At 66.7% G+C, this 19513-nt stretch carries 15 protein-coding genes; 7 read left to right on the forward strand and 8 right to left on the reverse strand.

Features of this window, described 5'->3' with window-relative positions; translation table 11 throughout:
- The first annotated feature begins 5 nt into the window (after positions 1–5).
- Together ACVILH_RS10065 and pdeM are read left to right on the forward strand one after the other, a co-directional pair.
- On the forward strand, positions 6–2381 hold the full coding sequence (locus ACVILH_RS10065; protein WP_456716928.1) for a ligase-associated DNA damage response DEXH box helicase: 2376 nt from the start codon (positions 6–8) through the stop codon (positions 2379–2381).
- Between the two features lie 47 nt (positions 2382–2428).
- Positions 2429–3082, forward strand: a complete 654-nt coding sequence (pdeM, locus tag ACVILH_RS10070) for a ligase-associated DNA damage response endonuclease PdeM (protein ID WP_456716929.1) — start codon at positions 2429–2431, stop codon at positions 3080–3082.
- Positions 3083–3131: 49 nt separating this feature from the next.
- On the opposite strand, the gene ACVILH_RS10075 is transcribed toward pdeM, so the two are convergent.
- Positions 3132–3998, reverse strand: coding sequence for a LysR family transcriptional regulator (locus tag ACVILH_RS10075; RefSeq protein ID WP_456712753.1), 867 nt, complete (start codon positions 3996–3998; stop codon positions 3132–3134).
- 97 nt (positions 3999–4095) lie between these two features.
- On the opposite strand from ACVILH_RS10075, the gene ACVILH_RS10080 reads away from it, so the two are divergent.
- Positions 4096–5010, forward strand: coding sequence for a DMT family transporter (locus tag ACVILH_RS10080; protein ID WP_456712754.1), 915 nt, complete (start codon positions 4096–4098; stop codon positions 5008–5010).
- Here ACVILH_RS10080 and ACVILH_RS10085 read toward each other — a convergent pair.
- The 5 genes from ACVILH_RS10085 to ACVILH_RS10105 all read right to left on the reverse strand — a co-directional run bounded on the left by ACVILH_RS10085 (position 5007) and on the right by ACVILH_RS10105 (position 12143).
- Positions 5007–5786: a TIGR02186 family protein gene (locus tag ACVILH_RS10085; protein WP_456712755.1), complete on the reverse strand. Its 780-nt coding sequence runs from the start codon at positions 5784–5786 to the stop codon at positions 5007–5009. The two genes, ACVILH_RS10080 and ACVILH_RS10085, sit on opposite strands and share 4 nt — an antisense overlap.
- Positions 5783–6709 carry a sulfite exporter TauE/SafE family protein gene (locus ACVILH_RS10090; RefSeq protein WP_456712756.1) on the reverse strand — a complete coding sequence of 309 codons (927 nt, stop codon included), beginning with the start codon at positions 6707–6709 and terminating at the stop codon, positions 5783–5785. Before ACVILH_RS10090 ends, ACVILH_RS10085 begins: the two co-directional genes overlap by 4 nt.
- Before the next feature lie 146 nt (positions 6710–6855).
- Positions 6856–7710, reverse strand: a complete 855-nt coding sequence (locus tag ACVILH_RS10095; protein WP_456712757.1) for a hypothetical protein — start codon at positions 7708–7710, stop codon at positions 6856–6858.
- 130 nt (positions 7711–7840) lie between these two features.
- Positions 7841–11365, reverse strand: coding sequence for a hypothetical protein (locus ACVILH_RS10100; protein ID WP_456712758.1), 3525 nt, complete (start codon positions 11363–11365; stop codon positions 7841–7843).
- Between the two features lie 190 nt (positions 11366–11555).
- On the reverse strand, positions 11556–12143 hold the full coding sequence (locus tag ACVILH_RS10105; RefSeq protein WP_456712759.1) for a PadR family transcriptional regulator: 588 nt from the start codon (positions 12141–12143) through the stop codon (positions 11556–11558).
- 137 nt (positions 12144–12280) lie between these two features.
- On the opposite strand from ACVILH_RS10105, the gene ACVILH_RS10110 reads away from it, so the two are divergent.
- The 4 genes from ACVILH_RS10110 to ACVILH_RS10125 all read left to right on the forward strand — a co-directional run bounded on the left by ACVILH_RS10110 (position 12281) and on the right by ACVILH_RS10125 (position 18323).
- Positions 12281–12679 carry a nuclear transport factor 2 family protein gene (locus ACVILH_RS10110; RefSeq protein WP_456712760.1) on the forward strand — a complete coding sequence of 133 codons (399 nt, stop codon included), beginning with the start codon at positions 12281–12283 and terminating at the stop codon, positions 12677–12679.
- 127 nt (positions 12680–12806) lie between these two features.
- Positions 12807–14597, forward strand: a complete 1791-nt coding sequence (locus ACVILH_RS10115) for an acyl-CoA dehydrogenase C-terminal domain-containing protein (RefSeq protein ID WP_456712761.1) — start codon at positions 12807–12809, stop codon at positions 14595–14597.
- 84 nt (positions 14598–14681) lie between these two features.
- Positions 14682–15890 carry an acetyl-CoA C-acetyltransferase gene (locus ACVILH_RS10120; protein WP_456712762.1) on the forward strand — a complete coding sequence of 403 codons (1209 nt, stop codon included), beginning with the start codon at positions 14682–14684 and terminating at the stop codon, positions 15888–15890.
- Between the two features lie 219 nt (positions 15891–16109).
- Complete coding sequence (locus tag ACVILH_RS10125) at positions 16110–18323, forward strand: 3-hydroxyacyl-CoA dehydrogenase NAD-binding domain-containing protein (RefSeq protein ID WP_456712763.1); 2214 nt, start codon at positions 16110–16112, stop codon at positions 18321–18323.
- Positions 18324–18447: 124 nt separating this feature from the next.
- Here ACVILH_RS10125 and ACVILH_RS10130 read toward each other — a convergent pair whose 3' ends face one another.
- A complete protein-coding gene (locus ACVILH_RS10130) occupies positions 18448–18675 on the reverse strand; it encodes an addiction module protein (protein ID WP_456712764.1) in 228 nt (75 codons plus the stop codon).
- Positions 18676–18817: 142 nt separating this feature from the next.
- Entirely contained in the window at positions 18818–19432 is a 615-nt protein-coding gene (gene gstA, locus ACVILH_RS10135) for a glutathione transferase GstA (protein WP_456712765.1), read from the reverse strand.
- Positions 19433–19513: the final 81 nt, after the last annotated feature.

The following is a 19513-nucleotide window of genomic DNA, read 5'->3' on the forward strand; positions in this document are numbered from 1 at the left end:
TGCCGATGGAGACCCCCTCGTCGCAACCTCCCGCGCTGGCAGAGGGCTCCACCATCGTCACCACGACCGGCCGCAATCCGCCGCGCCCCGCCGGTCTGCACACCCTCTACATCTCCCCCCTGAAAGCGCTCGCCGTCGACATCGCGCGCAATCTCGAGTCCCCGATCTCCGAGATGGGTCTGCCGATCAAGGTCGAGACCCGCACCGGCGACACGCCGGCGTCACGCAAGCAGCGCCAGCGGCGTTATCCGCCTGATATCCTGCTGACGACGCCGGAGCAGCTCGCGCTGCTCCTGTCGTCGGACGACGCGCCGTTCCTGTTCTCCTCGCTGAAGCGCGTGGTGCTCGACGAGCTGCATGCGCTGGTCACCTCCAAGCGCGGCGATCTCTTGTCGCTGGGGCTGGCGCGGCTGTGGCGGCTCGCGCCCGAGATGCGCATGATCGGCTTGTCGGCGACGGTGGCCGAGCCGGATCAGCTTGCGCGCTTCCTGGTGCCGCAGCCGGAAGGTGCCGAGGCCGCGGCCGACATCGTCGTCGCCGGGGGCGCCGCGCAGCCGGTCGTCGAAATGTTGGACACCCGCGAGCGCCTGCCCTGGGCCGGTCACAGCGCACGTCATGCGCTCAACGAGATGTACGAGCTGATCAAGGCCAACAAGACCACGCTGGTCTTCGTCAACACGCGCAGCCAGGCCGAGATGCTGTTCCAGGAGTTCTGGCGCATCAATGACGACAACCTCGCCATCGCGCTTCACCACGGCTCGCTCGACGTCGCGCAGCGCCGCAAGGTCGAGGATGCGATGGCCGCCGGCCGGCTGCGCGGCGTGGTCTGTACGTCGTCGCTCGATCTCGGCGTCGACTGGGGCGATGTCGATCTGGTCATCAATGTCGGCGCGCCCAAGGGCTGCTCACGGCTGATGCAGCGCATCGGCCGCGCCAATCACCGGCTCGACGAGGCCTCGCGCGCGGTGCTGGTGCCGGCCAATCGCTTCGAGGTGCTGGAATGCTCGGTCGCGATCGACGCCATTGCCGACAACGCGCAGGACACGCCACCGCTCCGCACCGGCGCGCTCGATGTTCTCGCGCAACATGTGCTCGGCTGCGCCTGCGGCGAGCCGTTTCTGAGTGACGAACTCTATGCCGAGGTGATCACCGCCGCGTCCTACGCGACGCTGACACGTGCCGATTTCGACGATGTCGTCGACTTCGTCGCGTCGGGCGGCTACGCGCTGAAGACCTATGAGCGCTTCGCCCGCATCAAGCAGGATGCGAAAGGCCGCTGGCGCGTCGCCAATCCCAAGGTGCGGCAGAGCTACCGCTTGAATGTCGGCACCATCGTCGAGGAGGCGATGCTGAAGGTGCGGCTGGTGCGCTCGCGGGGCGCGGCCAAGGGCACCACAGGCACGATCGCGCGCGGCGGCCGGCTGCTGGGCGAGATCGAGGAGTATTTCATCGAGGGCCTGACGCCGGGCGACACCTTCGTGTTCGGCGGCGAGATCGTGCGCTACGAGACGCTCGCCGAAGACCAGGTCTATGTCTCGCGCGCCAACGATGCCGACCCGAAAGTGCCGTCCTACATGGGCGGCAAGTTTCCGCTGTCGACCTATCTCGCCGAGCGCGTGCGCGGCCTGCTCGACGACCGCACGGCCTGGAGCGCGTTGCCGGAGCAGGTGCGCGACTGGCTGTCGCTGCAGAAGGACGTCTCGCGCATTCCGGCGCGGCGCGAGCTGCTGGTCGAGACCTTTCCGCGCTCCAACAAGCACTACATCGTCTGCTATCCTTTCGAGGGTCGGCTTGCGCATCAGACGCTCGGCATGCTGCTGACGCGGCGGCTGGAGCGCGCGCGCGCCCGGCCGCTCGGCTTCGTCGCCAACGAATATGCGCTCGCGGTGTGGAGTCTCGGCGACATGTCGTCGATGGTGAAACAGGGCCGGCTCGATCTCGCCGCGCTTTTCGATCCGGACATGCTCGGCGATGATCTCGAGGCGTGGCTCGACGAATCGGCGCTGATGAAGCGCACGTTCCGCTCCTGCGCCATCATCTCCGGCCTGATCGCGCGGCGCTCGACGACGGAGGAGAAGACCCGCCGCCAGGTGCTGTTCTCGACCGATCTCGTTTACGACGTGCTACGCCGGCACCAGCCCGATCACATGCTGTTGCGCGCCGCCCGCGCCGATGCCGCCACCGGCCTGCTCGATCTCCGCCGCCTCGGTGATATGCTCAAGCGCATCGAGGGCCGAATCACCCATCGCCCGCTCGATCGCGTCTCGCCGCTGGCGGTGCCGGTGATGCTGGAAATCGGCCGCGAATCCGTCTATGGCGAGGCCGCCGACGAGCTCCTGGCGGAGGCCGCCGAGGAACTCGTCAAGGAGGCGATGGGGTAGCGAAAGGCGAGGCGGAGTTGCGGGGCACACTGTGCGTATCGGGGATGATGGAGGTCGCCGGCACCGCGCTGCGCGCCGATCTCTCCGGTGCCTTGGTGTGGGACGAGCAGCGCCTGCTGGTGGTCTCCGATCTGCATCTTGAAAAAGGCTCGAGCTACGCGTCGCGCGGCACCCTGCTGCCGCCGTTCGATACAGTTGCGACTTTGCGCCGGCTCGCGACGGTCATCGCGCACTACAATCCGCGCACCGTGATCGCGCTCGGCGACAGCTTTCATGATCGCGAAGCGCATACCCGCCTGACCGGCGACGACCGCGCCTGCATCGCGAATCTTCAAGTCGGCCGCGACTGGATCTGGATCACCGGCAATCACGATCCCGCGCCGCATGGCATCGGCGGCGAGGTTGCGGACGAGATCACGCTTGGCTCCGTGACGTTTCGCCACGAGCCGACCGGCGCACGCGGCGAGATCGCCGGCCACCTGCATCCCAAGGCCCGCGTCGCGACGCGCGCCCGCACACTCGAACGTCGTTGCTTCGTCTCCGACGGCGTCCGCGCGGTGATGCCGGCGTTCGGTGCCTATGCGGGAGGGCTGAGCGTGCGCGACGCGGCTTTTGCCAAGCTGTTCCCGAAGCGCGCCTTCATCGCGCATGTTCTGGGCGACACGCGGCTGCACAGCATCGCCGCGGCGAAATGTTATTAGTTCGGCGATCGTCATTGATCGTCGGGTTGGGTCATCCTCCTGGCAACAGCTACGCTGCCTTCGCCTGCACCTTGTCGCAGAACTCCGCCAGCCGGTCGGCCAGGCGCAACGTCGCCGGGCTGGCGTTGGGCGAGGCGAGCAGCGCGACCTCGGTGCGGTCGATCGGCGCAAAACCCTCGCGCGCCGTCAGCACGCGGTGCTCCGCCTGCACCGACATCTCCGAGAGGATGCTCAACCCCATGCCCGCCGCGACCGCGGCCTGAATCGCGGCGAGGCTCGATGACGTGTAGGCCATGTGCCAGGCCCGCCCCGCGGCTTCCAGCGCGTGGATCGCGCGGGTCCGGTAGATGCAGCCGAGCGGGAAGCCGATCAGCGGCAGCGAGCTGGTGTCGAGGTCGACCGGATGGCTCCTGCTGGTCACCCAATGCACCTGCTCCGGCCATGCTGCGATCGCCACGCGTGTGTCCTCGACACCGCGCTTGAGCAGCGCGAGGTCGAGATCGCCGCGCTCGATATCACGCTTCAAATTCAGACTCTGGTCGGCGCGCACGTCGAGCCGCAAATTGGGATGTGCGCGCGAGAACGCAGCCAGCAGCTTCGCCAGACGGTAGGCGGCAAAATCCTCGGGGATGCCGAGCTTCACCGCGCCGTCAGGCCCCGGGCGCGCCACGACATCACGGGCTTCCTCGGCCAGCGCGAGCAGCCGGCGCGCGTAGGAGAGCAGCCGCTCGCCGGCCTCGGTCGGCGTCACCTCGCGGCCGTCGCGGTTGAGCAGCGTCTGGCCGAGGTCGTCCTCCAGCCGCCGGATCTGCTGACTGATGGTCGACTGCGTGCGGTGGACCCGCTCGCCGGCCCGGGTGAAGCCGCCGGCCTCGACCACCGAGACGAAGCTGCGCAGCAGCTCCAGATCGAGCATCGGGAGACTCCATTCGAAAATCCACTGAGTTTCAGTCTATCATTTAATTTCCAAATGAGAAAGAACAGCCCTAGACCGGCGGCGAAGGAGATCCCCGATGTCGTCCGTATCCTCGCCGGCTGCCGCGACCCCGATGAAATCGAACCTGCTGCCGCTCGAGATCGGCCTGTTCTGCCTGCTCTGGAGCTTCGCCTTCGTCGCCGGCAAGATCGGCGTGACCTATTGCCCGCCGCTGCTGCTGCTGGCGGCGCGATTTTCGCTCGCGGGCGTGATGATCCTGGCGGTCTCGCTCATCCGCGGCGAGCTGCGCATGGGCTGGCGCGATGCGGCCGTGTTCGCGATCATCGGCGTCGCCAACAACGCGCTGTATCTCGGCCTCGGCTATACCGGGCTGAAGACGGTGTCGGCCGGCCTGGGCGGGCTGATCGTCTCGGCCAATCCGGTATTCACCGCGGTGTTCGCCGCGCTCCTGCTGGGCGAGCCGCTGACCTTGCGCAAGATCGCAGGCCTCGCGCTTGGCACGCTCGGCGTCGCGATGATCGTCTGGCACCGCATGTCGGTCGGTACCGATCATCTGGAAGGCATCCTCTATACGCTGGCAGCGCTGGCCTCGATCGTCACCGGCACCATCCTGTTCAAGCAGCTCGCGCCCAAGGGCAGCCTGTGGGTCGGCAACGGCATCCAGAACCTGTCCGCGGGCCTCGTGCTGTGGCCAGTCGCGCTCGGCATCTCCGATATCCACGACGTCACGCCGAATGCACAACTTGCCGGCGCCTTCGCCTTCCTCGTGCTCGGCGGCTCGATCCTGGCCTATGTGCTGTGGTTCCATCTGCTGAAGGTGTGCGGCGCGACCGCGGCCAGCGCCTATCACTTCGTGATGCCGCCGCTGGCGATGATCTTCGCCTTCCTGGTGCTCGGCGAGCATGTCGCGCTGCAGGACCTGCTCGGCGTCGTCCCCGTCGCCATCGGCATCTATCTGGTGACGCGCACGACGCGCGCTGCGGCGGCCTAATCGCGCCGGAACACGATCGACGCCATCCAGCCCGTCATCAGCGCCATCGCCGTCGTGACGAGGCCATAGACAAAGCCGTTCTGTCGCGCGGAGCTGGCGACGAACTGCTCGAAGCCGACCTTGACGATTTCGAACGCGGTCTCCGTCTTGGTGATCAGCGCGCCGTCGGCGAGCAGCTTGATCTCGATCTCATAGGTGCCGATCGGAACCGCGGCCGGCAGGGGAATGCCGGTGCGGAACAGCGTTGGCGTCAGGAACGTCACTGCCGACGTATCCTCGCGGTATAGGCCGTGCTGCGACTGCAGCCGCACGAAGGCGCTGCGAAAGACGTCGTTCGGCACCACGTCGCCATAGTCGGGCCCGACGCGCTGCGTCAGCAACACATTGGTGAGGCCGAGCTGCTGGCGCCGTTGCACCTCGGGATTGGCCATCGCATCGAACGGCCGGTTGGCGAACAGCGCGAGATAGCCGGGCACCTTCAGGAACTGCCGCGAGTCGGTGTTGATCCAGATGCCGAATTTGCGCTCCTTGCGCCGGGTCACCATGTCCGCGCGCGGCCCGCGCACGGTGACCACGAGATCATAGGCGGTCCGGGTCGGCGGGGTCTGCGCGTCCTTCTCGACCGAGCCGAACAAGACGAGTTCCTCGCCGGAATAGTTCGGCGTCACCGTCACGCGATGGTTGGAGACGGAGGCGATCAGCCGTTCCGCGCGCGCCGGTGCCGCACCGGCGAGCAGCAACGCGAGCGTCACGCAGGCGAGGCGGAGCAGGGTCATCGGCTCGCCTCGGTCTCGCGGATGGTGAAGAGGTCGTCGGGCTTGATCACGAGCTCGATCGCAAAGCGGATGCCGACGGCAAGGATCAAGAGACCCAGCAGCAGCCGCAGCTGCTCGCCGCGGATCATCTGGCCGGCGCGGGCGCCGAACTGCGCCCCAGTGACGCCGCCGACCATCAGGATCAGCGCCAGCACGGCGTCGACCAGATGATTGCTCAGCGCATGCAGCATGGTTGCGATCATCATGGTGGCGAGCGTCAGCACCATCGAGGTGCCGATCACGGTCGAGGTCGGCACCCGCAGCAGATAGATCAAGAGCGGCACCAGGATGAAGCCGCCGCCGATGCCCATGACGGCGCCGAGAAAGCCGATGAGAACGCCGATGCCGATCACCGGAATGACCGAGACATAGATCTTGGAGCGCTTGAACCGCATCTTCAGCGGCAGGCCATGGACCCAGACATGGCTGCCGGGACGGCGCACGGTCGCGGCCGCGCCCTGGCGTGCGCGCAGGATGGCGCGCAGGCCCTCCCAGAACATCAGGCCCCCGACGCTGGTCAGCAGCACGACATAGGACAGCGCGATCATCAGGTCGAGCTGGCCGAGCGAGCGCAGCAAGGTGAAGGTGGCGACGCCGAGCGCGGTACCGAGCGTGCCGCCGATCATCAGCACCAGCGCCAGCGACGGATCGATCGCCCGCCGCCGCCAATAGGACAGCGCGCCGGAGAACGAGGAGGCGGCGATGTGGCTGGACACCGAGGCGACCGCAACCGCCGGCGTGATGCCGACGAAGATCAGGAGCGGCGTCATCAGGAAGCCGCCGCCGATGCCGAACATGCCGGACACGAAGCCGACGGCCGCGCCCATGGCCAGCAGCAGGAAAATGTTGACCGGGATGTCGGCGATGGGGAGGTAGATCTGCATCCGCGGGCCCTGCGAACGTTCAACTGGAGCAGCCCGCGCATGCGAGCAGGTGCTTTGCGTCCTGCATAACCGAAAACGCGGCCGAGGGGATCAAGGATTCCCGCTCCAAGCCCCGCGATCTGCCGACGCTGTCACCGTCCGATCGATCAGAGCGGCTTCAGCGGCGCCGTCACCAGCTTCATCGCCTCGGCCTCCTGCGGATCCAGCCAGCGGATGTCGCGCGTCTCGGACATCGCTTCGATCACCTGCGACGAGATGCCCATGCGGGTGACATAGCCCAGGATCGCGCCGGTGACGCGCTGGGTATCGGCGACCGCGTCCTCGCCCTCCGCTTTGGAGGTGAAGCGGTGGACGCCGAGCGCCGAGCCGTCGAGGCCGTAGCGGGTCTGGCCACCCGCGAAGGTGAAGACGCAGGCGCTCGCGCAGTAGCCGGGGCGGATGCGGCCGCTTTTGTCCAGCACGCCGACCGCGGTGGCCAGCCCGTGGGCGCGGATGATCTCGCCCATCAAGACGCCCTGCTCGAGATTGCCGCCGGGTGAGGACAACAGCACCACATCGCCGGTCTTCAGGTTGGATTCATTGATCCGCTCGCGCAGCCAGATCGCGGCGGCCGGGCCGATGCGGCCGCTCACCGCGAGCACGGCACGAGTTCCGCCGGTCGCACCGAGTGCGGCGTCGGTGACCAGCGCCGAGGACAGGCTGGGCGAGACGTACTGATCCTTCCAGAACGACCAGGCATCCGGACGCGACAGGTCGCGATAGGCGCGGATTCCGCCGCTGAGCATGATGCCGACAAAGAAGATTACCGAGGCTATCCGGCGCCACCGGAACGCCGCGGGATAGCCGTCGGTCACCTGCTGCACCGGGGATCGAGGCGCGGCGGTGAAGCTCGGCTGCGGCCGCGGCGCCACGCGCGGGCCGGTCGGCGATTGTCGGAACGGCGCGCCGTCCTGCTGCTGGTCTCCGGCTGTCACGCGCCGACACTCCCTCGCGGCGTCCATCACGCGCCGTCGCGAAGTCCTATACCGATCGCCCGCACGACACTATGGCGCGCGGGCGGACGTGTTCAGGATTTTGTCGCCATCTTCACGGCCGCAGCATCGCTGCCGGCGCGCTGCGCCGAGGGGGTCCTCAGCGCGGGGCCGCCGCGGCCGACCGCTTGGCCAGGGCGGCCTTGGCTGCGGCGGCCTTGGCAATCGCCTGGTTGCCGTCCCAGCCGCCGGCGGGTGCCGGCACGTTGATCGCGTCGTCCGGCTGCGGCTCGATTGTGAAGGTCTGGATCGCGAGCTTGGCGGCGGCCAGCGACTGCGCATCGAGCCGCTTGGCGACGTCGTCACGCTTGCGTCCGGCATCCGCATCGCCCTGGGCCGCGGCGAGGGTGAACCATTTGTAGGACTCGGCGAGGTTCTGCTCGACGCCGATGCCCCGCGCATAGAGGATGCCGAGGTTGAACTGGCTGTCGGCGACGCCGCGCTCAGCGGCCTTGCGGAACCATTGCGACGCGCTCTTGTAGTTCGTGCCCTTGCCGCCGCCATCGGCATCGAGCACCGCGAGATTGTGCATCGCCTTGGCGTTGCCGCGCTCGGCGGCGACGACGTAGTAGCGGCGGGCGATATCGGGGTCCTTCTTCACGCCGAGGCCCTTCTCGTAAAAGGTGCCGAGCCGGAACACGGCGGGAATGAGCCCGGCCTGCGCAGCGCGGTCATACCATTTGGCGGCTTCCTCATAGTTCGGCGCGATGCCCTTGCCCTCGGCAAAGCGCACGCCGACCTCGTAGGCCGCGGTCGGATCGCCCTTCAGCGCTGCATTGCGCAGCGCCATGCCGCCGATCGCATCCGGCAGCTTTTCGGACGCCGGCACCTGGACGAGGCCGAGCCTCTGGCCGTTGGCGGCGGTCGGGATCGTCCCGGTGACGTCGTTGGCGGCGGCGGCCTGCTTGTCGGTGTCCTGCGGGATCGCGAGCATCGCGATCGTCTCCGCCTCGCTCGGCATCGCCCGGTTATAGGACTGGCGGTCGATCGGGGTCGGCGAGGTCAGCGACGGCACGCTCTGGTCCGGCGTGGCCGGGCGCGGCGACATGCTGGGCGTCGACGACGGCATCTGCGCGCGCGGCGCCTCGCTCTGGCTCTCCATCGGGGCGACGGGCGGCGGCGTCGAGCCGGTGTCGAGCAGCGACATGGCGAATTTGAAGGTGCCGAGCACGATCACCACGACGCTGGCGCCGACCAGCAGCGAGCGGATCTTCGAGCCGATGGTCGAGACCTCCTCGTCACCTTCGGCCGTCAGGGCGATCGTCGGCTTCTCCTTGGTCTTGGCCTTTGCCGGCTCCTTGGCCGCTTCCTTGGCGACGGCCTTCGGTGGCGGCTCCTTGGCCTTCTCCTTCGGCTTTTCCTTTTTCGCCTTCTTCGGATCGACCGGCTGTGCCGCGGCGGCAGCCTGCGCGGCGCGCCGGGCAGCGGCGATGAAGCTGGACGTGGAGACAGGCTCACGCTTGGCGGCGGGCAGCTCGCTCAGCGCGTCCTCGGATGCGGCGATGCGCTCGGCGGGAGACGCGGTCCGGCCCGGCGGGCGCGTGCCCGGCTCCAGCGGATGATCCGGCGGCAGCTCGGGAACGATCGCGGTGGGACGCGCGGCCTGCGCCGCCTGGGCGGCGTGCGGCTCCAGGATGTCGGCGATCGCCTTGGGCGGGATCGGCGGCGGCATCGGAGCAGGGGCCGGCGCTGCCGCCGCGTGGAAGTCGCGCGGGGCCGCGGCGAACGCCGATGGAGCGGGCGCCGGAGGGGCCATAGGGGCAGCCATAGGGGCAGCCATAGGCGCAACCATCTGCGCGGCCGCCGGATTCGGCAGCTCCGGCCGATAGGACGGCTCGGCTCGGGGCGGATCGGCATAGGCCTGCGGCGCCGGCGCACGTGCGGCGGCGGGAATCGGCGGCTCGATCGTCGGCGCAAGCGGCGGCAGGACCGCCGGCTGGCTGGTCGTCGCGCGCACATTGCGCAGATCGCCCTCGATCATCGCGAGCCGGTCGACGACGTGGCCGAGCGTATTGTGGACCGCTTCGAGCGAGTCCTGGGTGTTGCGATCGGTCTCGGTCTGGCTGAAGCGGATGTCCGACAGCTCGCGCTTGACCATGTCGACGAGGCCGGTGTCATGCGACGCCTCGCGCTGCGACCGGCTCTCCGACAGCGCTGCGAACGTCGCTTGCTGCCGCTCGAGATAGCGCAGGATGTCCTGCAGGCCGTCCTCGACCCGGGACATGTTGCCGCCGCGCGGATCGTTGGCCGCTTCCAGCCGCTCCAGGAGATAGCTGATGCGCTGCTCGAGATGGGCGATCGCGGACGAGCCGTCATTGCCGACCTGCAGCCGGTCGATGCGGTCCGACAGGCCGCGCAGCGCGTCCTCGATCTGGGCGGTGTTGTCAGGCGCGGGGGCGGGATGCTCGCGGTTTTCGAGCGTCGAGGTCAGGGCCGCGATGCGCTGCTCCAGCGCCGCAAAGGAATCGTGGAAGGACTCGTGCGTGTCGCGCGCCTGCGTGACCTGGTCGACCTTCGAGGACAATTGACGCAGATCGTCCGACAGCCGCTCCAGCGCATCGTTGGAGGCGACATTGGCCACGATCGCGCGCAGCGCCGTGATGGCGCTTTCGAGCTGCTGAACCGTGCCGGGATCATCATTGGCGCGCAGGATCAGGTCGAGCTTGGCGCCGAGATTGCGGATCGCCTCGTCATAGACGGCGAGCTGCTCGGCGGGCTTGAGCGAGCCGACCACCTCGCGGATGTCGGTCAAAGCGCGCTCGATGCCGGCAAGCGCCTGGCCGTCGACGCCGCTCTGGCGGTTCTCGTCGATGCGGCGTGACAGCGAGCGGATCTCGTTCTCGATCGACTCGATCGCACGCCGCGGCATCGCCTCGGTGATGGTGAGGCGGATCTCGGCCAGCTCGGTGCGGAAGCCCGCGATCGACTGCTCGATGACGTCCTCGGGACGATGCAGCGACTCGATCTGGCTGGTGATCTTCAGCAGGTGACGTTCGAGCTGCGAGAAATCGGGGCCGGCTGCGGGCGCCGGCGGCGGCGTCATCAGCGGGGCTGCGGCAGGCGCCATCGCGGGCGCGGTCGGCGGCGCCTGATGCGGCGGCAGCGGGCGTGCATTGTCGAGCTCGCTCTGGCGGGCGCTGATCTCGGCCACGGCGATGTCGAAGGAGCCGGCGCTGAGCGGCTGGGCCGGACGATAGAGCTGGGCGGCGGCGCGCTCGACGCCGTCGGGACCGCGATAGCGGTCCTCGGTGGCGGGCTTGCGCAGCGGCGTGGAGATCTGCGACAGGCGGGCGTCGAGTCGCGAGATGGCGTCATTGAGCTGGCGCGCCACGCCCTGCTCGTCGCGCGGCGCGTCCTTGCGCGCGCCCGGACGCGACATGTGCTCGATCTGTCGTGCGATGGAATCGAGCCGCTGGTGGATGTCCGAGACTTCACGAGCATCGCGGCTGGCCGGCGGCGTGCTGCGCGGGACGGGGCTGCCGCGGAAATCAGGCGGAGCCGATGCGCCGAGCGTGGAGTTGATCCAGTCGTTCAGCGTCATGCCGGCGCGTTGCGCCGCGGCCTCGGCCCTCTCGCGGACGGACGGGTCGATGCCTTCATTACTCCACGGTACGCGCGAATTCATGTCTCGTCCGGTTCCGCTTCCAGCGCTCCACCAAGCGCCTCCAGCCTCCCCACGCGTCCCCAGACGTGAACATGAACGGGTCCGCGCAGATCGTCTGCTCCAGGTCCCGACTTTTGACTTTTACGGTAAATAACGGGTTAAGTTTACCGCTGGCGCGGTCAGAAGTTTTGCGCTGAGCGAACGCCGCGAATCAGCCCGCGTTTTCACGTGACGACGCATCGAGCGGCCGCACGCTGGCAGTGGGCGAGAGAGCCGACAGCGCGGTGATCGCTTCCTCGCACCATTCGGCGACCATGCGCTCGTGGCGCAGGCCGAGCCGCAAATTGAGCAGCTTGCCCATGTCGGCCGGCGCGACGCTGCCGTCGGCATAGTGCTTCTTGAGGATGCGGTCGTAGCGCTCGGCGCGGTCACGGTGATGCTCCAGCCGCGCCATCAGGTCGGCCCGGATCGGCGCGATGTCGGCCGCCCCCAGCGCATAGAGTCGGACGAGAAGATCGTCCTTGGTGGAAGCCGGCGTGCTCGGCCGCGCGGCCCAACTGCGGAAGGCGGCGCGGCCCTCCGGCGTCAATGTGTAGACGAGCTTGTTCGGCTTACCGGTCTGCACCACCTCGCGGCCCTGGATATAGCCGCGGTCGCGCAGCCGGGAGAGTTCCCGGTAGATCTGCTGGTGGTCGGTCTTCCAGAAGAACCCGATCGAGGAGTCGAAGGTCTTGGCGAGCTCATAGCCCGTCATCGGATGTTCGGTGAGGCAAGCGAGAATGGCGTCGCCGAGGGCCATGGCCGGAAACTGCTCCCGTTTTTCTGATCTTGGTTCGCCCCGCTCCACGCTTGACATTATGCACATTGGCGCATATGCGTCAATGTGCATATGGGGTGGTTGTGGTGCTGGCCTGTTCCGCCCCGAGGAGACGCCCAATGACAAAGACCGGCCTCGACGGATGGTACGGCTATATGAGGTCTCACGATCTCGGCGCTTTGCGGGAGCTGCTGCACCCGGATGCCGTGTTTGAAAGCCCCGTCGTGCACACGCCGCAGCGTGGCCGCGACATCACCTTCAAATATCTCGCGAGTGCTGAGAAAGTGTTGGGCGGTCCCGGATTCAAGTATGTGGGGGAGTGGCGTAACGCCACGGGCGCCGTGCTCGAATTCGAGAACGAGATCGAAGGCATCAAGCTCAACGGCGTCGATATCATCAGCTTCGACGATTCCGGCCTGATCACGCACTTCAAGGTGATGGTGCGTCCGCTCAAGGCGGTCAATTTGCTGCACCGCCTCATGGGCGAGCAACTCGCTGCAATGACGAAACCCTCGTGACGCGACCACCAGCCGCAAATCAACGGCTGCCGCAAGTGCAACGAAATCGCTAAAGTCCGCGGCCTGCATTGCCTGCCGCGTCCGCAAATCTCAGTCTGAACCTTCAGCCTTCCTGCCGGAGACGCCGATGCCGATCTACAAAGCCCCCGTGGAAGATGTCACCTTCCTGCTGAACGACGTGTTCCAGATCGACCGCTACGACAATCTGCCGGGCTTCTCCGATGCCTCGGCCGATGTCCGCGAGGCGATCCTCAGCGAAGCGGCCAAGCTCGCCGAAGAGGTGCTGCACCCGCTCAATCGCACAGGCGATCTCGAAGGCTGCAAGCGTCATGACGATGGCAGCGTGACCACGCCGAAGGGCTTCAAGGAGGCCTATAAGCAGATCAAGGAAGGCGGCTGGCTCGGCCTGTCGGCGCCGACGGAATATGGCGGGCAGGGCCTGCCGGTGACGCTCAGCCAGACCGTCAACGAATTCCAGTGCTCCGCCAACATGGCGTTCTCGATGTATGGCGGCCTCACCATGGGCGCGACCGCCGCGCTGATCGTGCATGGCAGCGAGGAGCAGAAGAAGACCTACGTGCCGAAGATGGTCGCCGGCGAATGGACCGGCACCATGAACCTGACCGAGCCGCATTGCGGCACCGACCTCGGCCTGCTGCGCACCAAGGCGGTGCGCCAGGACGACGGCAGCTTCAAGATCTCCGGCACCAAGATCTTCATCTCGGCCGGCGAGCACGATCTCGCCGACAACATCATCCATCTCGTCCTCGCCCGCATCGAGGGCGCGCCGGCCGGCATCAAGGGCATCTCGCTGTTCGTCGTACCCAAGTTCCTGGTCAATCCGGACGGCAGCGTGGGCGCGCGCAACGGCGTCATGTGCGGCTCGATCGAGCACAAGATGGGCATCCACGGCAACTCGACCTGTGTGATGAACTACGACAACGCCACCGGATGGCTGATCGGCGAAGAGAACAAGGGCATGCAGGGCATGTTCGTGATGATGAACGAGGCCCGGCTCGGCGTCGCCGTGCAGGGCCTCGCGCAGTCCGAGGTCGCCTATCAGAACGCGGTCGCCTATGCGCGCGAGCGCATCCAGGGCCGCTCGCTGACGGGTCCGAAGGCGCCGGACAAGGCCGCCGATCCGATCATCGTGCATCCCGACGTGCGTCGCACCTTGCTGTCGATCCGCGCCTTCAACGAGGCGGCGCGCGCGATGGTGGTGTGGACCTCGCTGAAGAGCGACGTCGCGCATCGCTCGCAGGACCCGAAGGACCGCCAGGCCGCCGACGACCACATGGGCCTGATGACCCCGGTGATGAAGGGCTACATGACCGACATGGGCTTCGCCAACGCAGTTCAGGCGCAGCAGATGTATGGCGGCCACGGCTACATCGCCGAATGGGGCATGGAGCAGTTCGTGCGCGATGCGCGCATCGCGATGATCTACGAGGGCGCCAATGGCATCCAGGCGCTGGACCTCGTCGGCCGCAAGCTGCCGCGCGACGGCGGCCGCGCGGTCATGGCGTTCTTCGGCGAGGTCGGCTCGTTTGCCAAGGAGCACGGCGGCAACGACGCGATGAAGCCGTTCATCACGCCGCTCTCGATGGCGCTCGGCCATCTGCAGCAGGCCACGACCTGGCTGATGCAGAACGCGATGACCAAGCCGGACAATGCCGGTGCGGCCGCCACCGACTACATGCATCTCTTCGCGCTGGTCACCTTCGGCTACATGTGGGCCAGGATGGTCAAGGTCGCGCAGGACAAGATTGCTGCCGGCGACAGCTCGACCTATCTCACCACCAAGCTGGTGACGGGCCGCTTCTTCATGGAGCGCGTGCTGCCCGAGACGGCGGCGCATCTCGCCCGCCTGCAGGCCGGCTGCGCGACCGTGATGGAGCTGCCGGCGGAAGCCTTCTGATTTCGGACGAAGGCCGGTGCGACCTGCGTGCCGGCCTTCGTCCTATGCTGACAACGACAAATTGGACCAGATGAGGAGGGCGTGATGCCTGAGGCCTTTATCTACGACCACGTGCGTACTCCCCGCGGCCGCGGCAAGTCCGACGGCGCTTTGCACGAGGTGACCGCGCTCGCGCTCGCCACCGTGCCGCTGAAGGCGCTCAAGGACCGCAACAACATCCCCGAGGACGCCGTCGATGACGTCGTGCTCGGCGTCGTCGATCCTGTCGGCGAGGCCGGCTCGGACATCGCGCGCTTCGCCGCGCTCAACGCCGGCCTCGGCGAGGCCGTGCCGGGCGTGCAGATCAGCCGCTTCTGCGCCTCGGGCCTGGATGCCGTGAACTTCGCCGCCGCGCAGATCATGAGCGGCCAGCACGAGCTGGTCATCGGCGGTGGTGCGGAGTCGATGAGCCGCGTCGGCATCGGCGCCTCCGGCGGCGCCTGGCCGATGGACCCGTCGATGGCCGTTCCGTCCTACTTCATGCCGCAGGGCATCTCGGCCGACCTGATCGCGACCAAATACGGCTTCTCGCGCGACGACGTCGACGCCTACGCCGTGCAGAGCCAGCAGCGCGCGGCGAAGTCCTGGGAAGAGGGCCGCTTCGACAAGTCCGTCGTGCCGGTCAAGGACGTCAACGGCCTGACCATCCTCGCCAAGGACGAGCATATGCGCCCGTCCACCACGATGCAGTCGCTGGCGCAACTGCAGCCGTCATTCGCGGCGATGGCGCAGATGGGCGGCTTCGATGCGGTCGCGGTGCAGTCGCATCCCGAGATCGAGCGCGTCAACTACGTGCATCACGCCGGCAACTCCTCGGGAATCGTCGACGGCGCCGGCGCTGTGCTGCTCGGCAGCAAGGAGGCGGGCGAGAAGTACGGCCTGAAGGCGCGCGCGAAGATCCGTGCGTTCGCGAATATCGGCTCGGAGCCGGCGATGATGCTGACCGGCCCGGTCGACGTCACCGAAAAACTGTTCGCACGCTCCGGCATGACGAAGTCCGACATCGACCTCTTCGAGCTCAACGAGGCCTTCGCGTCCGTGGTGCTGCGCTACATGCAGGCGTTCGAGATCGACAAGGACAAGATCAACGTCAATGGCGGCGCCATCGCGCTCGGCCATCCGCTCGGCGCCACCGGCGCGATGATCCTGGGCACCGTGCTCGACGAATTGGAGCGCACCGGCAAGGCGACCGCCTTGGTCACGCTGTGCATCGGCGGCGGCATGGGCACCGCGACCATCATCGAGCGGGTGTGATCTTTACCCTCTCCCCTTGCGGGAGAGGGTGGCACGAACACGCGGAGCGGGTTCGGGCCGGGTGAGGGGTATGCCTCAGCAATCGCATCTGTGGAGGCATACCCCTCACCCGCCTTCGCTTCGCTCAGGCACCCTCTCCCGCAAGGGGAGAGGGTGAACCCAGATCTTAGCACGCATCAACGCCGCGCCGACCGGCTGCTGGCACCGAGGGAGCACCATATGGCCTTCAAGAACTTCAAGCTCGAAACCGATGCCGACGGCATTGCGCTGATCACCTGGGATATCCCCGGCCGTTCGATGAACGTGCTCGACGAGACCTCGACCAACGAGCTCGAGGCCCTCGTCAAGGAGACCACCGCCGACGCCGCCATCAAGGGCGTCGTCATCACCTCCGCCAAGGAGGCGTTCTGCGCCGGCGCCGATCTGTCGATGCTCGAAGGCATGAACCGCATCTATCAGGATGTGCTGACCAGCAAGGGCGAGGAAGCCGCCAACCAGATGTTGTTCGACACCAGCCGGCGGTTCTCGCAGATCAATCGCGCGATGGAGACCTCGGGCAAGCCGTGGGTCGCCGCGATCAACGGCCTCGCGCTCGGCGGCGGCTTCGAGATCACCCTGTCGTGCCACTATCGTGTCGCGGCCGAGAACCCGAAGACCCGGCTCGGCCTGCCCGAGATCAAGGTCGGCCTGTTTCCCGGCGCCGGCGGCACCCAGCGGGTGCCGCGCATCGTGCAGCCGCAGGACGCGATGAACCTGCTGCTGAAGGGCGAGGCGCTCACCCTCGATAAGGCCAAGGCGCTGAAGCTGGTCGACGCGATCGTGCCGGCAGCGGATCTCATCAAGGCCGCCAAGGACTGGATCAAGGGCGGCGGCAAGGCGGTTCAGCCGTGGGACGAAAAGGGCTTCAAGCTGCCCGGCGGCCCGGTGTTCTCCAAGAACGGCATGATGATGTTCCCGGCAGGCAACGCCATCTACCGCCGCGAGACCTACGACAACTATCCGGCCGCGCGCGCCATCATGAGCTGCGTGTATGAGGGCCTGCAGCTTCCGATCGACGCCGCGCTGCGCGTCGAGTCGCGGTACTTCACCAAGATCCTGCGCTCCAAGGAAGCGGCGGCGATGATCCGCAGCCTGTTCCTGTCGATGCAGGAGCTGAACAAGGGCGCGCGCCGTCCGGCTGACGTGCCGGCCACCAAGATCAAGAAGATCGCAGTGATCGGCGCCGGCTTCATGGGCGCCAGCGTGGGTTATGTGTCGGCGCGCGGCGGCCTCGAGGTCGTGCTGATCGATCGCGACCAGGAGAGCGCCGACAAGGGCAAGGCTCATGCGCAGAGCGTGATCGACGGCCTGGTCAAGAAGGGGCGCGCCAAGCCGGGCGAGGCCGAGGCGATCATGGGCCGCATATCTGCGACCGCCGACTATGCCGCTCTGAAGGATTGCGACCTCGTCATCGAGGCCGTGTTCGAGGACCGCAAGGTCAAGGCCGAGACCTACGCGAAGGCTCAACAGCATCTGAAGGACGGCGCGATCTTCGCCTCCAACACCTCGACCCTGCCGATCACCTCGCTGGCCGAGGAGTTCAAGGACCAGGGCCGCTTCATCGGCATCCACTTCTTCTCGCCGGTCGAGAAGATGATGCTGGTCGAGATCATCATGGGTAAGGCGACAGGCGATGTCGCGCTGGCGACCGCGCTGGATTATGTCCGCACCATCGGCAAGACGCCGATCGTGGTCAACGATTCCCGCGGCTTCTTCGCCAACCGCTGCGTGATGCGCTACATCGCCGAGGGCAACGAGATGTTCCTCGAAGGCGTGCCGCCCGCGATGATCGAGAACGCCGCCAAGATGGCCGGCATGCCGGTCGGCCCGCTGTCGCTGTCGGACGAGGTCGCGCTCGATCTCGGCCTGAAGATCATGAAGGCCACCGAGCATGATCTTGGCGCCAACGCGATCAACCAGGACCACAAGAAGCTGATGGTCGAGCTGGTCGAGAAGCAGGGCCGCTTCGGCCGCAAGAACGGCAAGGGCTTTTACGACTATCCCGAGAAGGGCAAGGGTGAGAAGCGGCTCTGGCCGGAGCTGGCAGCGATGCAGCCGAAGCATCTCGATCCCGACACGCTCGATGTCGAGGAGCTGAAGCAGCGCTTCCTGGTGGTGCAGGCGGTGGAAGCCGCGCGCACCGTCGAGGACCACGTTATCACCGACGTGCGCGAGGCCGATGTCGGCTCGATCCTGGGCTTCGGCTTCGCCCCGTTCACCGGCGGCACGCTGTCCTACATCGACTTCATGGGGACGAAAAACTTCGTCGAGCTGTGCCACAAATACACGGCGAAGTACGGCTCCCGCTTCGCCCCGCCGAAGCTGCTGGAGGAGATGGCCGCCAAGAACGAAACCTTCTACGGCCGCTTCCCGCCGAAGAAGGCGGCGGCTTGAAGGTGATCAGCTGCGCTTGAGGAAACTCCTTGGCGCTACATCGACGCTGCACTCCCCTCCCCCTTGCGGGGAGGGGTTGGGGGTGGGGGTCTCAGGAAAAGGTCTCAGTTGGTGAAGACCTCGTTCATCTGTGGATCTCAGCACGAGCTCTGCTCGTAAACTCGCGCTCTAGATCGTCCCACGGCACAGCGTGTCGCGCATCCGCATCGAAGCTAGCCATGCGGCGGGACAATTCGGCTTCTTGAGCCGAGGTCAGCTGCACGTCTTCAGTGGTCAGGCTGTCCCACAACAGGCCGATGAGATTGAGCCGTTGTTTCGCCGTCAGCTTGGAAATGTCGAACGAAAGGGACATCAGGTCAGCCTCAACGTTAGAGATGGGAGGTCCATTGACACGATTAGAGTCTCCGCGTGGACCCCCACCCCCGACCCCTCCCCGCAAGGGGGAGGGGGGCCCACCGACTTCGCGGTTATACGGTCGCGTCTTAAATGCGAGCTCACCCCGCCTTCATCAGCCCTTCCTTCGTCAAAGCCTCCTGCACCTTCGGCCGGGACGCGACGCGGTTCTTATAGGCGACGAGGTTCGGCATTCCAGACAGATCGAACTTCATCCGGTCCGCCCAGGTCAGGATCGTGAACAGATAGCCATCGGCCACCGTGAACTCCTTGCCCATCAGATAGTCGCGGCCGGCGAGCTGGCTGTCGATGTACTTGAACTTGCCCATCACGCGGTCCTTGAAGAACGCCTTGGCGTCGTCGGCGAGCACCGGCGAGAACATCGGGCCGAAATTCTTGTGCAGCTCGGACGTGATGAAGTTCAGCCACTCCAGCAGCTTGTAGCGCTCGCTGCTGTCGCGGGCCGGAGCCAGGCCCTTGTCCTTGGCCTGGTCGGCGATCATCTGGACGATGACCGGGCCCTCGGTCACGATCTCGCCGCTCGGCAGCCCCAGGGCGGGCACCTGGCCCTTCGGATTGACCTTGAGATAATCGTCGCCATTTTCCAGGGTCTTGGCGCGCAGATCGACCTTGACCAGGTCGTAGGGCAAGCCGGCTTCGAGCAGGGCGATATGGGGCGACAGCGAGCAGGCGCCGGGTGAATAATAAAGCTTCATTGTGTATTCCCTCCGTGAGACCGTTTCTTGTGGAACCGACCGGGCGTTAACACGCCCTTAAATGCATTTGCATGGAATCGT

It is taken from the genome of Bradyrhizobium sp. USDA 4353, assembly GCF_054063215.1.

What these genes read in the sequence shown, in the direction of transcription:
- ACVILH_RS10065 (WP_456716928.1), top strand. Translation starts at nt 6, where the DNA reads ATGGAGACCCCCTCGTCGCAACCTCCCGCGCTGGCAGAGGGCTCCACC.
- pdeM (WP_456716929.1), top strand. Translation starts at nt 2,429, where the DNA reads ATGGAGGTCGCCGGCACCGCGCTGCGCGCCGATCTCTCCGGTGCCTTG.
- ACVILH_RS10075 (WP_456712753.1), bottom strand. Translation starts at nt 3,998, where the DNA reads ATGCTCGATCTGGAGCTGCTGCGCAGCTTCGTCTCGGTGGTCGAGGCC.
- ACVILH_RS10080 (WP_456712754.1), top strand. Translation starts at nt 4,096, where the DNA reads ATGTCGTCCGTATCCTCGCCGGCTGCCGCGACCCCGATGAAATCGAAC.
- ACVILH_RS10085 (WP_456712755.1), bottom strand. Translation starts at nt 5,786, where the DNA reads ATGACCCTGCTCCGCCTCGCCTGCGTGACGCTCGCGTTGCTGCTCGCC.
- ACVILH_RS10090 (WP_456712756.1), bottom strand. Translation starts at nt 6,709, where the DNA reads ATGCAGATCTACCTCCCCATCGCCGACATCCCGGTCAACATTTTCCTG.
- ACVILH_RS10095 (WP_456712757.1), bottom strand. Translation starts at nt 7,710, where the DNA reads ATGGACGCCGCGAGGGAGTGTCGGCGCGTGACAGCCGGAGACCAGCAG.
- ACVILH_RS10100 (WP_456712758.1), bottom strand. Translation starts at nt 11,365, where the DNA reads ATGAATTCGCGCGTACCGTGGAGTAATGAAGGCATCGACCCGTCCGTC.
- ACVILH_RS10105 (WP_456712759.1), bottom strand. Translation starts at nt 12,143, where the DNA reads ATGGCCCTCGGCGACGCCATTCTCGCTTGCCTCACCGAACATCCGATG.
- ACVILH_RS10110 (WP_456712760.1), top strand. Translation starts at nt 12,281, where the DNA reads ATGACAAAGACCGGCCTCGACGGATGGTACGGCTATATGAGGTCTCAC.
- ACVILH_RS10115 (WP_456712761.1), top strand. Translation starts at nt 12,807, where the DNA reads ATGCCGATCTACAAAGCCCCCGTGGAAGATGTCACCTTCCTGCTGAAC.
- ACVILH_RS10120 (WP_456712762.1), top strand. Translation starts at nt 14,682, where the DNA reads ATGCCTGAGGCCTTTATCTACGACCACGTGCGTACTCCCCGCGGCCGC.
- ACVILH_RS10125 (WP_456712763.1), top strand. Translation starts at nt 16,110, where the DNA reads ATGGCCTTCAAGAACTTCAAGCTCGAAACCGATGCCGACGGCATTGCG.
- ACVILH_RS10130 (WP_456712764.1), bottom strand. Translation starts at nt 18,675, where the DNA reads ATGTCCCTTTCGTTCGACATTTCCAAGCTGACGGCGAAACAACGGCTC.
- gstA (WP_456712765.1), bottom strand. Translation starts at nt 19,432, where the DNA reads ATGAAGCTTTATTATTCACCCGGCGCCTGCTCGCTGTCGCCCCATATC.